At 71.2% G+C, this 13,111-nt stretch carries 15 protein-coding genes and 1 tRNA gene; 12 read left to right on the forward strand and 4 right to left on the reverse strand.

Features of this window, described 5'->3' with window-relative positions; genetic code table 11:
* Positions 1-86: 86 nt before the first annotated feature.
* From rplU to DA085_RS13410, 7 genes are all read left to right on the forward strand, one after another.
* The gene (rplU, locus tag DA085_RS13380) at positions 87-395 is read left to right on the forward strand and encodes a 50S ribosomal protein L21 (RefSeq protein WP_109473489.1); all 309 of its coding nucleotides are present in this window, start codon (positions 87-89) and stop codon (positions 393-395) included.
* Positions 396-432: 37 nt separating this feature from the next.
* Positions 433-708, forward strand: a complete 276-nt coding sequence (rpmA, locus tag DA085_RS13385; protein ID WP_109473490.1) for a 50S ribosomal protein L27 — start codon at positions 433-435, stop codon at positions 706-708.
* Between the two features lie 103 nt (positions 709-811).
* Complete coding sequence (gene obgE / locus DA085_RS13390) at positions 812-2,323, forward strand: GTPase ObgE (RefSeq protein ID WP_109473491.1); 1,512 nt, start codon at positions 812-814, stop codon at positions 2,321-2,323.
* Between the two features lie 117 nt (positions 2,324-2,440).
* On the forward strand, positions 2,441-3,568 hold the full coding sequence (gene proB / locus DA085_RS13395; protein WP_109473492.1) for a glutamate 5-kinase: 1,128 nt from the start codon (positions 2,441-2,443) through the stop codon (positions 3,566-3,568).
* Between the two features lie 106 nt (positions 3,569-3,674).
* Positions 3,675-4,967, forward strand: coding sequence for a glutamate-5-semialdehyde dehydrogenase (locus DA085_RS13400; protein WP_109473493.1), 1,293 nt, complete (start codon positions 3,675-3,677; stop codon positions 4,965-4,967).
* Positions 4,968-5,113: 146 nt separating this feature from the next.
* Positions 5,114-6,181, forward strand: coding sequence for an SGNH/GDSL hydrolase family protein (locus DA085_RS13405; RefSeq protein ID WP_202619236.1), 1,068 nt, complete (start codon positions 5,114-5,116; stop codon positions 6,179-6,181).
* Positions 6,182-6,200: 19 nt separating this feature from the next.
* A complete protein-coding gene (locus DA085_RS13410; RefSeq protein WP_109473494.1) occupies positions 6,201-6,899 on the forward strand; it encodes a class I SAM-dependent methyltransferase in 699 nt (232 codons plus the stop codon).
* Here DA085_RS13410 and DA085_RS13415 read toward each other — a convergent pair.
* Entirely contained in the window at positions 6,844-7,821 is a 978-nt protein-coding gene (locus DA085_RS13415) for a glycosyltransferase family 2 protein (RefSeq protein ID WP_109473495.1), read from the reverse strand. The two genes, DA085_RS13410 and DA085_RS13415, sit on opposite strands and share 56 nt — an antisense overlap.
* A 34-nt stretch (positions 7,822-7,855) precedes the next feature.
* Here DA085_RS13415 and DA085_RS13420 point away from each other — a divergent pair, with 34 nt between their 5' ends.
* The 5 genes from DA085_RS13420 to DA085_RS13440 all read left to right on the forward strand — a co-directional run bounded on the left by DA085_RS13420 (position 7,856) and on the right by DA085_RS13440 (position 9,835).
* Complete coding sequence (locus tag DA085_RS13420; protein WP_154402201.1) at positions 7,856-8,074, forward strand: hypothetical protein; 219 nt, start codon at positions 7,856-7,858, stop codon at positions 8,072-8,074.
* Positions 8,074-8,655 (forward strand): nicotinate-nucleotide adenylyltransferase, encoded by a 582-nt coding sequence (gene nadD, locus DA085_RS13425; protein ID WP_272914490.1) that lies wholly within the window; start codon positions 8,074-8,076, stop codon positions 8,653-8,655. Before DA085_RS13420 ends, nadD begins: the two co-directional genes overlap by 1 nt.
* Positions 8,656-9,015: a ribosome silencing factor gene (gene rsfS / locus DA085_RS13430; RefSeq protein WP_109473497.1), complete on the forward strand. Its 360-nt coding sequence runs from the start codon at positions 8,656-8,658 to the stop codon at positions 9,013-9,015.
* Positions 9,016-9,654 carry a histidine phosphatase family protein gene (locus DA085_RS13435; RefSeq protein ID WP_237565502.1) on the forward strand — a complete coding sequence of 213 codons (639 nt, stop codon included), beginning with the start codon at positions 9,016-9,018 and terminating at the stop codon, positions 9,652-9,654.
* A 108-nt stretch (positions 9,655-9,762) separates the two neighbouring features.
* Positions 9,763-9,835 (forward strand) — tRNA-Ala (locus DA085_RS13440).
* Positions 9,836-9,921: 86 nt separating this feature from the next.
* Here the strand turns inward: DA085_RS13440 and DA085_RS13445 are convergent.
* The 3 genes from DA085_RS13445 to DA085_RS21650 form a co-directional block, all read right to left on the reverse strand.
* Positions 9,922-10,890 carry an AEC family transporter gene (locus DA085_RS13445; RefSeq protein WP_109473498.1) on the reverse strand — a complete coding sequence of 323 codons (969 nt, stop codon included), beginning with the start codon at positions 10,888-10,890 and terminating at the stop codon, positions 9,922-9,924.
* A 145-nt stretch (positions 10,891-11,035) separates the two neighbouring features.
* Positions 11,036-12,376 (reverse strand): magnesium transporter, encoded by a 1,341-nt coding sequence (gene mgtE, locus DA085_RS13450; protein ID WP_109473499.1) that lies wholly within the window; start codon positions 12,374-12,376, stop codon positions 11,036-11,038.
* A 95-nt stretch (positions 12,377-12,471) separates the two neighbouring features.
* Positions 12,472-13,074, reverse strand: a complete 603-nt coding sequence (locus tag DA085_RS21650; RefSeq protein ID WP_272914492.1) for a DNA-3-methyladenine glycosylase I — start codon at positions 13,072-13,074, stop codon at positions 12,472-12,474.
* Between the last annotated feature and the right edge of the window lie 37 nt (positions 13,075-13,111).

Below are 13,111 nucleotides of genomic sequence, written 5' to 3' on the forward strand. Positions count from 1 at the left end.
CGCGTCGGCGTTATCGGGGTGTGTCGCCCCGCTCCCGGGTCTGGATCATCCGACCCCCACCAGGATCTGCAGGAAGTGAGTTGAACGTGTACGCGATCGTCCGCGCTGGCGGCCGCCAGGAGAAGGTCTCCGTCGGCGACGTCCTCATCATCGACAAGGTGAGCGGCGAGGCCGGCGATGCCGTCGAGCTCACTCCGCTGATGGTTGTCGACGGCACCACCGTCACCACCGACGGTGACGCCCTGGCCAAGGTCAAGGTCACCGCCGAGGTGGTCCAGGCCGCCAAGGGGCCGAAGATCATCATTCAGAAGTACAAGAACAAGACCGGGTACAAGAAGCGCCAGGGCCACCGCCAGCCGCTGACCCAGGTCAAGATCACCGCGATCGACGCCTGAGCGTCGGCGACGAGCTTTCCTTCAGGAGGATTGACAGATGGCAACCAAGAAGGGTGCGTCCTCGACCAAGAACGGTCGCGACTCAAACGCACAGCGTCTCGGCGTCAAGCGCTTCGGCGGACAGGTCGTCAGCGCCGGCGAGATCATCGTCCGCCAGCGCGGCACCCACTTCCACCCCGGTGCGGGCGTGGGCCGGGGCAAGGACGACACGCTGTTCGCGCTGACCGCGGGCACCGTCGAGTTCGGAGCCAAGGGTGGCCGCAAGGTCATCAACATCGTCACTGCGGCACAGACCGCGGACCAGCCCGCCTGAGGCGAGCACACGACATACTCCGGACGCCGGTGCGTTGCCCGAGGGCAACCACCGGCGTTCTGCTGTCCGGCACACCGGGGCTCCGCCCCTGAGAGGATCAACCATGGCCACCTTCGTCGACCGCGTCGTACTGCACCTTGCCGCGGGCAACGGGGGCCACGGCGTGGCCTCTATCCACCGCGAGAAGTTCAAGCCGCTCGGCGGCCCTGACGGCGGCAACGGCGGCCGCGGTGGGGACATCATCCTGCGCGTGGACCCCCAGGTCACCACGCTGCTGGAGTACCACCACGGCCCCCACCGCAGCGCCCCCAGCGGCCGCCCCGGGGAGGGGGACGAGCGCAACGGCGCCCAGGGTGCCGACCTCGTGCTCGCGGTGCCCGACGGCACGGTGGTCAGCACCCGCGACGGTGAGGTCCTGGCCGACCTGGTCGGTGCCGGAGCCGAGTACGTCGCGGCCCGCGGCGGCCGCGGCGGCCTCGGGAACAAGGCGCTGGCCAGCCAGCGGCGCAAGGCACCCGGTTTTGCGCTGAAGGGCGAGCCGGGGGAGGCCCGGGAGGTCGTCCTGGAGCTGAAGACGCTGGCCGACGTCGCCCTCATCGGCTTCCCCTCGGCGGGCAAGTCCAGCCTGGTCTCGGTGCTGTCCGCGGCGCGGCCGAAGATCGCCGACTACCCGTTCACCACGCTCGTGCCCAACCTCGGCGTGGTGACGGCCGGTGGCGAGCGCTTCACCGTCGCCGACGTGCCGGGGCTCATCCCCGGCGCCTCGGAGGGCAGGGGGCTCGGACTGCGTTTCCTGCGGCACGTCGAGCGCTGCCACGTGCTGGTGCACGTCATCGACTGCGCGACCCTCGAGCCGGGCCGGGACCCGCTGACGGACCTGGACGTCATCGAGCACGAGCTGGCTGAGTACGTGCCGGACGCCTCGCTGGGAGGGATGCCGCTGGCCGACCGCGTGCGCATGGTGGTGCTCAACAAGGCCGACGTGCCCGAGGCCCGCGAGCTCGCCGAGATGGTCAAGCCCGACCTGGAGGCCCGCGGGCTGGAGGTCCACATCGTGTCCGCCGTCGCCCACACCGGCCTGCGGCAGCTCACCTTCGCGCTGGCCGCCGCCGTGGCACGGGCGCGGTCCGAGCACATCGTCCTCGAGCCGCCACGGGTCGTCGTGCGGCCCAAGGCGATCGATGACACGGGGTTCCACGTCCGCCGGGAGACCACTGCCGACGGGGAGGTCTTCCGGGTCATCGGCGACCGACCCACGCGCTGGGTGCGGCAGACCGACTTCGGCAACGACGAGGCCGTGGGCTACCTGGCCGAGCGGCTCAACCGTCTCGGCGTCGAGGAGGAGCTGCTCAGTGCCGGCGCGGTCGCGGGCTCCACGGTGCTCATCGGGCCGGAGGACGACGCCGTCGTCTTCGACTGGCAGCCGACGATCTCGGCGGGGGCCGAGCTGCTGGGTCAGCGCGGCACCGACATCCGGCTCGAGGACCGCCATCGCCCGACGCGCAGCGAGAAGCGCGAGGCGTTCCACGGCAAGATGGACGCGGCTGCCCGGGCCCGGGCCGAGCTGGAGGAGGACCGCCGCTCGGGTGTCTGGACCGACCCGGACGACGAGTAGGGGCCCGTGACGGGAGCGCCCGTGAGGACCGTCCTGGAGGGGCGCTGGGCCGTCCGTGTGGGTCGCCCTGAGGCACCCGATGTATGAACATACAGAGTAATGGATTAGTATGCTTTCATGGCCGAACCCCGTGACGCGATCAGGGAGGCCCGCCGCGTCGTCGTGAAGATCGGCTCGTCCTCGATCACGGCACCGCAGGGCGGCGTCGACCTCTACCGGCTCCAGGCGCTCACCGGGGTGATCGCCAAGCGCTGGCTGGCCGGTGACCAGGTGGTGCTCGTCTCCTCGGGGGCCATCGCCGCCGGCATGACGCCGCTCGGACTCACCAAGCGACCCAAGGACCTGGCCACCCAGCAGGCCGCGGCCAGCGCCGGGCAGGGGGGCCTGGTGGCCGCCTACACCCACGCCTTCCAGCTGCACGGTCTGCACACCGGCCAGGTGCTGCTCACCGCCGATGACATGCACCGCCGCTCGCACTACGTCAACGCCAGCCGCACGCTGGAGAGGCTCCTCGAGCTGGAGATCGTGCCGATCGTCAACGAGAACGACACCGTGGCGACCGACGAGATCCGCTTCGGCGACAACGACCGGCTCGCCGCGCTGGTGGCGCACCTGATCGATGCCGACGCGCTGGTGCTGCTCACCGATGTCGATGCCCTGTATGACGGACACCCCCGTCAGGCGGGCACCTCCCGGATCCCGGTGGTCACCTCGATGGACCAGATCGCGGCCGTGGATATCTCCGCCACCGGCTCGGCCGTCGGCACCGGAGGCATGGTCACCAAGGTCGCTGCGGCCCAGCTCGCCACCGCCGAGGGCATCACCGTGCTGCTCACCTCCGCGGAACAGGCCGCGCAGGCCCTCGCCGGGGACGACGTGGGGACGATCTTCACGCCCACCGGTCGCAAGCGTCGGGCCCGCAGCAGGTGGCTCGCGCACGCCAGCAACGTCAACGGACGTCTCGTCCTGGACGCCGGCGCGGTGGAAGCCGTCGTGCAGCGGCAGACCTCGCTCCTGCCGGTCGGTGTGACCCGGGTCGAGGGCGTGTTCCACACCGGCGACACGGTCGACCTGTGTGACCCGGACGGCCACGTGGTGGCCAGGGGGCTGGTGGGCTACGACTCCACCGACCTGGCCCGTGTGGTGGGCCGGAGGCTCGACGCAGGGACCGCCAGCGCCCGGAGCCGGGGGTCCAGCCCCGCTCCGCGCACCGTGATCCGGCGCGACGACCTGGTGGTCCTGTAGGGCCAGCGGTGTGACGACCAGGACACGGACCCAGAGCGTCAGGCTCCCGACGACACGGAGCCGGGGACGCACGAGAACCATGAGGAAGAACAGGTAGGAGACCGGAATGGCTGCCCCCGCCGAGGCTATCGACCCCCGGGTCGTCGACTACGTCCACGACATCGCGCGCCGGGCCCGCGTCGCGTCCCGCGAGCTCGCGCTGCTGACCCGCGGTCAGAAGGACGCCGCGCTCCAGGCTCTGGCCGACGCCCTGGAGTCGGCGGCGCCGCAGGTGGTTGCGGCCAACGCCGAGGACCTCGAGCGGGAACGTGCCGGCGGGATGGCCGAGGGGCTGCTCGACCGCCTGACTCTGACGGCCGAGCGGGTGCAGGCCGTCGCGCAGGCGCTGCGGGACGTCGCAGCGCTCCCCGACCCGGTCGGTGAGGTCGTCCGCGGCTCCACGCTCGCCAACGGCCTGACCATCCGGCAGGTCCGGGTGCCGATGGGTGTGGTCGGGATGATCTACGAGGCCCGACCCAATGTCACGGTCGACGCCGCTGGTCTGGGGCTGAAGTCCGGCAATGCCGTGATCCTGCGCGGCGGGTCCGCCGCGAGCCGCACGAACGAGGCGCTCGTCGGGACCCTCCGGGAGGCGCTGACGGCGCAGGGCCTGCCGGCCGACGCCGTCAACCTGCTCAGCGAGGGTGGTCGGGACGCGGGCCGGGCCCTCATGACCGCCCGCGGCCTGGTCGACCTAGTCATCCCACGCGGAGGGGCGAGCCTGATCCAGACGGTCGTCACGGAGTCGACCGTCCCGGTGATCGAGACCGGTGTCGGCAACTGCCACGTCTATGTCGACGCCGGGGCCGACCTCACCACCGCCCTGGCCATCACCATGAACTCCAAGACGCACCGCCCGAGCGTCTGCAACGCGGCCGAGTCCCTCCTGGTGCACCAGGACGTCGCGGCGGACTTCCTGCCCAAGGCCCTGGCCGAGCTGGCCGGGGCGGGCGTCGTCCTGCACACCGACGAGCGGGCGGGCGAGGTCGCTGACGCCGCGGGCATCGCGCACGACGCCGCCACGGACGAGCACTTCGCCACGGAGTTCCTGGCGCTCGAGATGAGTGTCGCCGTGGTGGATGACCTGGACGGGGCCCTGGCCCACGTGCAGGAGTACACCTCGGGCCACACGGAGGCGATCGTCACCGAGGACCGTGCGGCCGCCCGCCGGTGGGTCAGTGAGGTCGATGCGGCCGCGGTCATGGTCAACGCCTCCACCCGGTTCACCGACGGTGGCGAGTTCGGCTTCGGCGCCGAGATCGGCATCTCGACCCAGAAGCTGCATGCCCGCGGTCCGATGGCCCTGCCCGAGCTGACCACGACCAAGTGGGTCGTGGAAGGTGACGGCCAGATCCGCTGACACGCCCGGTCGCTGACCAGGTCCCTCGCCGCGGATGCGTCGCAGCCGCGACGAGGGGCAGGGTCACGTAAAGACTTGGCCAGTGCCCGGCCAAGGTTGTTACTCACCGGTTGTGATGAGGGCCACAGCACCGCCATGCTCACGGCGTGGATACCCGACGCAGCCCGCTGACCACCCTCGCCGCCGTTCCCGCAGGACTCGTCCTCGTGCTCACCGGCACCGTCCCCGCCCAGGCCGACGACACGACATACGTGGCCCTGGGAGACTCCTTCTCCGCCGGCACCGGCACCCGCGCCTCGACCGACGCCTGCTACCGCTCGCCCTACGGCTACCCCGTGCTGATCGCGCAGTCGCAGGGTCTGGCGCTGGACTACCAGGCCTGCAGCGGCGCCACCACTGCGGACGTGCTGGCCGAGCAGGTGAGCGCTCTCGGTCCGGAGACGTCGCTGGTCACCCTGACCATCGGAGGCAACGACGTCGGTTTCGCCGCCGTGATCACCGAGTGTGCCCTGCCGGGGTGGCTGTCCGACTGCGAGGGGGCCATCGCGGACGGCCGGGAGGTCCTGGTCCACGAGCTGCCGGGCCGGTACGACGCGGTGCTGGCCGCCATCGGCGCCGGTGCTCCGGACGCCGACGTGCGGGTCGGTGGCTACCCGCTGCTCTTCAACGGCGACGACTGTGACTGGGCCACGTTCTTCTCCGCCTCGGAGATGGCTGAGCTCAACGCCGCCACCGACGAGCTCGACGCGCTCGTGGAGCAGAAGACCACGGCCGCCGGGCACACCTACGTCGACCCCCGGGGTGCCTTCGCCGGGCACGCCGTCTGCGACGACGCGGAGTGGGTCAACGGGTTGAGCTGGCCGGTCGTGGAGTCCTACCACCCGAACCGCGCGGGCAACATCGGCTATGCCGACGCGTTCTGGCCGGGCTCCGGCACGGCGGCGGCCACGGGCGTCCCGTCGGGGCCGAGCACGCAGGGCTTCCAGTCCTCGGTGGACCAGGAGGCTCGGGCCGTCCTGGCCATGGACCTGACCAGCCCCGCGAACCTGCGCGCAGCCGCGGCGGCCGGGATCCCGCCGGGACGCCTCACCGCGCTCGTCGCGCAGCTGCGCTCGCAGGACCCCGACGTGGTGACCGAGGCGCTCAAGGACCTGGCGGCGCTGGATGCCGGCCTCGAGCGACACGCGCCGCGTGGGGACGCCTACCTCTGGTGACCTGACAGGATGCCCTTCCATGGAGGGTGCCGAGATCCGCAAGCTGGTCGCGCTCGAGGACGACCACTGGTGGTACCGCGAGCGACGACACCTGGTGCACCGCCGGGTCCGTGACCTGCCCCCGGGGCAGGCCCTGGACATCGGCGCCGCCGGCGGTGGCAACACCCGGGTGCTGCAGTCCCTGGGCTGGGACGTGCTCGCGTTGGAGTTCAGCGCCGAGGGTGCCGAGGTGGCCCACGAGCGGGGACTGCAGGTGATCAGGGCCGACGCCCAGCAGCTGCCCGTCGCCGACGGCTCCCTGGACCTGGTGACCGCCCTCGACGTCCTCGAGCACCTCCCGGACCACGAGCGCGCAGCAGCGGAGATCCACCGCGTCCTGCGACCCGGCGGCCTGCTGGTCGCCGCCGTTCCCGTGGACCAGCGGCTCTGGTCCGAGCACGACGTCGCTGTGGGCCACGAGCGACGCTACGAGGCCAGGGAGTTCCTGGGGTTGCTGACCGCGGCCGGGCTGGAGGTCCTCGAGGCCCGCTCGTGGATGGTGCTGCTGCGTCCGGTCGTGGCACTGCACCGCAGGCGCTCGCAGGGCAGCGACCTGGACGCGCCGCACCCGCTGGTCAACGCCGCGCTCACCGGAGTGGTGCGGCTCGAGCGGCTGCTCCCCGTCAGTCGTGCTCCCGGCGTGTCGGTGTTCGTGACGGCTCGTCGGCCCCCGCGCTGAGGGAGTCGTAGGCGACGTAGTAGGTCGGCCTGCGCTGCAAGGTGGTGTAGATCCGGCCGACGTACTCGCCCATGATGCCCAGGCAGAGCAGCTGCACGGCCCCGACGGCTGCGACGATGACCACTGTCGAGGTCCAGCCGGCCACGGTCAGGCCGGTCAGCTTGGCGATCAGCGCATAGAGCAGGAGCCCGACCGCGGCCAGGAAGCCGCCGAGGCCGAACCAGGTCGCCAGGCGCAGGGGCGTGAGGGAGAAGCCGGTGAGGCTGTCGACCGACAGGCGGACCATCTTCGCGAGCGGATACTTCGAGCCGCCCGCGGCGCGCGCCTCGCGGGTGTAGCCCACGCTCGCCGACGGGAAACCCAGCGAGGGGATCACCAGGCGCAGCACCCGGTGGTGCTCGGGAAGCGCGTTGACGGCGTCGACCGTCGCACGGGACATCAGCCGGTAGTCCCCGGCGTTGTCCGGCAGGTCCTTGGCCCCGGCCGCACGCATGCCCGCATAGAACGCCTTGGCCGTGAGCCGCTTGAAGGCGGAGTCGCTGCGGCGGTCGGTGCGGATGCCGTAGACGACATCGACCTCGCCGCCGGTGGCCAGCGTCATCATCTCGGCGATCAGCTCCGGCGGGTCCTGCAGGTCGGCATCGAGGGTGACCAGCCAGTCACCGCGGGCGGCGCTCAGGCCTGCGGAGATCGCGGCCTGGTGCCCGGCGTTGGCGCGCAGGCGCAGCACCCGCAGCTGGGGCCACTCGCGGCGGTAGCGCTGTAGCAGCACGGGAGTCTGGTCGCGGGAGCCGTCGTCCACCGCAAGGACCTCGTAGGAGGCATCCAGGCCGTCCAGCACGGGGCGCAACCGGTCCACGAGCAGGGGGAGGACCTGCTCCTCGTCATACATCGGGATGACGACCGACAGCTCCGGGTGCATGGGGCAACTGTAGGCGGCACGGTAGTCTGGGCCCATGACGCATGTGTTGCTGCAGGGTGCCGAGGTCGTCCACCACGGCAAGGAGCTCCCGTTCAACCCGATCTGGTACGGCGTGATCACCATCGTGATCGCCCTGGCGCTCCTCGGCCTGCTCTGGTCCTTCCGCAACAGCCTGGCGCTCGACCCGGTCGCGCACCACCACGACGACCTCGGTTCCGGCGCCCCTGACGGGCGCCCGGGTAGTCACCACTGATGCGTCTGGGCGTGATGGGTGGCACCTTCGATCCCATCCACCACGGCCACCTCGTCGCCGCCAGCGAGGCGGCCGCCCTCCTGGGGCTGGATGAGGTCGTCTTCGTCCCGACCGGACAGCCCTACCGCAAGGACGACCGCAGGGTCAGCCCCCCGGAGCACCGCTACCTGATGACGGTCATCGCGACCGCGTCCAACCCGCGCTTCACCGTCTCCCGGGTCGACATCGACCGCGGCGGTCCGACCTACACCTACGACACCCTGCGCGATCTGCGCTCGCAGCGTCCCGACGACGACCTCTACTTCATCACCGGTGCCGACGCCCTGGCCCAGATCCTGTCGTGGAAGGACGCGGCCAAGATGTTTGAGCTCGCGCACTTCGTCGGCGTCACCAGGCCGGGCCACGAGCTCACCGACGCAGGACTGCCCGAGGACCGGGTCACCCTGCTCAACGTCCCCGCGATGGCCATCAGCTCGACCGACTGCCGCGAACGCACGCAGCAGGGCGAGCCGGTCTGGTACCTCGTGCCGGACGGCGTCGTGCAGTACATCGGCAAGTACGACCTCTACAAGGAGCAGTGAGTGGCAGCGACAGCACGCGCCCTGGATCTCGCCCGTGCCGCGGCCCACGCCGCGCAGGACAAGCTCGCCGAGGAGGTCGTCGGTCTCGATGTCAGTGGACAGCTGGCCCTGACCGACATCTTCGTCATCGCCTCGGCCCCCGGCGAGCGTCAGGTGGCCTCCATCGTGGACGCCATCGAGGAGCGTCTGCTCGAGCTGGGGGCCAAGACGCTGCGTCGCGAGGGCCAGCGTGAGGGGCGCTGGGTGCTCATGGACTTCGGTGACATCGTCGTCCACGTGATGCACACCGAGGAGCGCGACTTCTATGACCTCGAGCGGTTGTGGAAGGACTGCCCGGTCGTCACGCTGCCCGAGGCCTGAGTGGTGCGGCGGCTGATCGTCTGGCGGCACGGGGAGACCGAGCACAACGCCGGTGGCATCTGGCAGGGCCAGCTCGACACCGACCTCTCGGTGCGTGGTGAGGCCCAGGCTCGCGAGGCCGCCACGGCGCTGGCGACCCTCGCGCCCAGCCGGATCGTCTCCAGTGACCTGCGCCGGGCGGCGCACACGGCGGCCGTGCTGGGGGAGACCACGGGGGTGCCGGTCGAGTATGACGCCCGCCTGCGTGAGATCCACGTCGGCGCCTGGCAGGGACTCACCCAGGGCGACGTCGCGGAGAGGTACCCGGAGACGGTCGCCGCCATCTCCCGGGGGGAGGACGTGGTCCGTGGCGAGCACGGCGAGTCGGTCGCACACGTCCAGGAACGGGTCATGGAGGTCACCGGGGAGCTCCTGGCCGAGCTGCCCCCGGACGGCACCCTCGCGCTGGTCACCCACGGCGTCACAGGGCGCACCCTGGTGGCGGCGCTCATCGGTCTCGACCAGCACCAGGCGTGGCTGTCGATGGGAGGACTGCGCAACTGCCACTGGGCTGAGCTCGCCGAGCACCGCACCGGCTGGCGGATGCTGTCCTGGAACGTGGGTGTGAGCGAGTCGGTGGTCTCCACCAGCGACCGCTGACCACACGTCGATCGCGGTGTCGGCGGTGCTCACGCGGTAGCGCTCCGCGGTGGCTCGGCGATTTGGTGGAACAGGGGGCCGTATGGGTAAACTCTCCTGGTTCCGTAAGGGGCTGTGGCGCAGCTGGTAGCGCACCTCCATGGCATGGAGGGGGTCAGGGGTTCGAGTCCCCTCAGCTCCACCCAGGTGGACGACAACGAGACCGCCTCGTCAGTTGACGAGGCGGTCTCGTTTTCCGTTCGTGGGCTGCCGCGGCCTGATCCGACCTCAGACCAGCAGCGTGACCGCGAGTGTGAACGTGGCAAATCCCAGGGCTGTGGAGGTCAGGATCACCGAGGCGATCCTGCCGTTGTCCGCCCCCAGCCGCTCGGCCAGCATCGACGCGTTCGTCGCCGAGGGGAGCGCGGCCACCAGCACCAGGACCACGAGGGCGGACTCCTCCAGCGGCAGTCCCGCCCCGATCGCGGCCAGGCCGAGGAGCCAGACCGCGACGGGGTGGAGAGCCAGCTTGAGGACGGTGAGCCAGGGAACGTCCCCGGACAGCAGCGCCGTGGGACGCTCGCCGGCGGCCCGCGCCCGCATCTGCTGACGGGCCAGCACGGCCCCGATGGTGAACAGTGCGACGGGGGTGGCGGACTCCGCCAGCATGGTCAGGACGTCGTCGAGCGGGCCCGGGAGGCGTCGTCCCGTCACGCCCCAGGCGGCACCGAGCACGATGGCCCAGGGCATCGGGTTCCTGGAGACGCGTGACAGCGCTGCCGCGACCTGAGCCCGCACGCCGCTGTGACCTCCGCGGGCACGTTGGGAGAGCGCGATCGCCAGCGACTGCATGAGGACGATGTCGACCAGCAGGCTGGTGATGATCGGTCCGCCCGAGTCCGCACCGACGAGGGCCGCGATCAGAGGGAGCCCCATGAAGCCGGAGTTGGGCAGCACCGCGATGAGCCCACCGAAGGAGGCATCGAGCCACCCGCGTCCACTGCGGCGCGCGATCGCCACGGCCGGAGCCATGACCAGCAGCCCGGCGACCAGCCACAGCAGCATCAGGACCGGGTCGAGCAGCTCGACCACGGGTGTGCGTGCCCCGAGCTGGAACAACAGGGCGCTGAGCGCGAAGTAGAGCACGTAGCTGTTCAGTCCCGCCACGGCCTCCAGGGGCAGGGCCCGGCTGCGCGCGGCGAGGTACCCGATCAGCACCAGGGCAAAGAACGGGATGATCACTGACACGATGTCCACCCGGGGAGTCTCCCCGGACCGGCGTGGCCGCCCCACACCGGGGAGCCCCGGGGCGAAGCCCCCCGGCCGTGGTATTGCGGGTCGCTGAGCCGGTCGGGGCGGCGAGGCGCAGGCTGTCGGTCGCGGGTCGCTCAGCCGGGCGACGTCACAGACCGAGAACGGCCCGGGCGATGAGGAAGTAGATCACCAGGCCGGTCGCGTCACAGAAGGTGGAGATGAACGGGTTGGAGAAGACCGCCGGGTCGGCGCGCAGGGTCTGGGCGATGATGGGCATCGCGCCGCCGACCACAGCGGCCATGGTGCACACGGACAGCAGGGTGAGCCCGATGACGATCCCGATCTGCGTGCCGTAGACCAGGGTGGCCACGGAGAACCCCAGGACTCCCAGGACCGCACCGAGCAGCGCACCCACGCGGACCTCCCGGAACAACACCCGGCCGATGTCCCGGGGGGTCACGTCACCGAGGGCGAGGGCCCGGGTGACCGTGGTGGCGGCCTGGTTGCCGGTGTTGCCGCCGGTGCCGGTGAGCAGCGGGATGAACAGGGCCAGGACCACGACCTCCGCGAGGGTCGCCTCGAAGATCTCCAGCACCTGCACGGTCAGGACCGCCGAGACGGCCAGCACGAGGAGCCAGAGGATGCGCGAGCGCACGAGCCCGGTGACCGCGGTGGACAGGTAGGGGCGGCGCAGCGCCTCCGAACCACCCTGGCGCGCCTGGTCCTCGGACTCGGCCTCCTCGATGATCGCCAGGGCGTCATCGACGGTCACGATGCCGACCAGGCGCTGCTCGGCATCGACGATCGGCATGCCCAGCAGCTTGCGGTCGAGGAACCGGCGGGCAGCGCGCTCGGCGTCCTCGGTGACCAACCCGGACTCGACCGGTCGCATCACGTCGGCCACCGGCGTGTCGGGCTCGGTGGCCAGCAGCCGACGGAGCCCGACCACCCCGACCAGCACCCGGCCCTGCTCGACCACCGGGACCGTGTAGACGGTCTCGGCGTCCAGGAGCCGGGCACGGACCCGCGCCATGGCCTGCCCGACGGTGTCCTGCACGTGCACCGAGACGAACTCCGGAGACATGCGGCGGCCGATGGATCGGCGTGGGTAGCCCAGGACGACGGCGGTCAGGTCGCGCTCACGTGGGTCCAGCCCGGACAGGAGCCGCTCGGCGACACTCGCGGGCAGCTCGTCCAGGAGGGTGACCCGGTCGTCGGGGTCCATGGCCTCGAAGAAGCCCACGACGTCGGCCTCCCGCAGGGCCGAGATCAGGTCGGCCTGGTGGCCAGCCTCCAGTCCCTCGAAGACGGCGAGGGCGCGGTCCTTGGGCAGCACCCGGAAGAGCAGCGCACCCCGAGCCGGTGCCAGCCGGTCCACGAGGTCGGTGACCTCGCCGTCACCGAGGGTGGCGGCGATCTCGGAGGCCGCCCGCATGACGGCCGGAGTCAGCTCCCTGTCGAGCAGATCGTCGAGGGTGTCGACAGTCATCGCGCCAGACCTCCGTTGCATGCGACCGGGCCCGGGCAGGGCCCCTGGACATCCTGCCTGATGCCGTCACCGCTGGCGGCTGCGCCCGACGACCTTCAGGCGGGCCACACCCCGGAGCTGCCCCGTCGGTGAGACCCGACCAGGTGCGTGTCCACGATGCCCACTGCCTCCATGAGGGCGAACATCGTCGTCGGACCCACGAAGGCGAAGCCCTCTCGGCGCAGCGCGCGGGCCAGGGCGACGGACTCCGGCGAGGTGGTGGGCACCTCGTCGTAGGTGCGTGGCTCGGGCGTGCACTCCGGCCGGAACGACCAGATGAACTCCGCCAGGCCGCCCTTGTCCCGCAGTCGCACCGTCGCCCGGGCATTGGTGATCGTGGCGCGGATCTTGGCGAGGTTGCGCACGATGCCGGCGTCGCCCATCAACCGCTCGACGTCGCGCTCCCCGTAGCCGGCCACCACGTCGGGGTCGAAGTCGTCGAAGGCCGCCCGGAAGGCTGGTCGCTTGCGCAGGATCGTGGCCCAGGACAGCCCGGACTGGAAGGCCTCGAGGCTGAGCCGCTCGAAGAGTCCGCGCTCGTCGCGGACGGGCATGCCCCACTCGGTGTCGTAGTAGTCGCGCAGCATCGGATCGACCGAGGCCCACCCCGGACGAGCCAGACCGTCCTCACCCTCCACCAGGGGCGTTTCTGTGCTCATCATGTGAGGGATCCTTGCACCGACCACCGACAGTGCG

The organism is Ornithinimicrobium cavernae (assembly GCF_003121625.1).
In the GTDB taxonomy this organism is placed as follows: Bacteria; Actinomycetota; Actinomycetes; order Actinomycetales; family Dermatophilaceae; genus Ornithinicoccus; species Ornithinicoccus cavernae.

Excerpts from the sequence above, each read along its gene's own strand:
- rpmA (WP_109473490.1), top strand. The coding sequence starts at position 433 with ATGGCAACCAAGAAGGGTGCGTCCTCGACCAAGAACGGTCGCGACTCA.
- obgE (WP_109473491.1), top strand. The coding sequence starts at position 812 with ATGGCCACCTTCGTCGACCGCGTCGTACTGCACCTTGCCGCGGGCAAC.
- proB (WP_109473492.1), top strand. The coding sequence starts at position 2,441 with ATGGCCGAACCCCGTGACGCGATCAGGGAGGCCCGCCGCGTCGTCGTG.
- DA085_RS13400 (WP_109473493.1), top strand. The coding sequence starts at position 3,675 with ATGGCTGCCCCCGCCGAGGCTATCGACCCCCGGGTCGTCGACTACGTC.
- DA085_RS13410 (WP_109473494.1), top strand. The coding sequence starts at position 6,201 with ATGGAGGGTGCCGAGATCCGCAAGCTGGTCGCGCTCGAGGACGACCAC.
- DA085_RS13415 (WP_109473495.1), bottom strand. The coding sequence starts at position 7,821 with ATGCACCCGGAGCTGTCGGTCGTCATCCCGATGTATGACGAGGAGCAG.
- DA085_RS13420 (WP_154402201.1), top strand. The coding sequence starts at position 7,856 with ATGACGCATGTGTTGCTGCAGGGTGCCGAGGTCGTCCACCACGGCAAG.
- nadD (WP_272914490.1), top strand. The coding sequence starts at position 8,074 with ATGCGTCTGGGCGTGATGGGTGGCACCTTCGATCCCATCCACCACGGC.
- mgtE (WP_109473499.1), bottom strand. The coding sequence starts at position 12,376 with ATGACTGTCGACACCCTCGACGATCTGCTCGACAGGGAGCTGACTCCG.
- DA085_RS21650 (WP_272914492.1), bottom strand. The coding sequence starts at position 13,074 with ATGAGCACAGAAACGCCCCTGGTGGAGGGTGAGGACGGTCTGGCTCGT.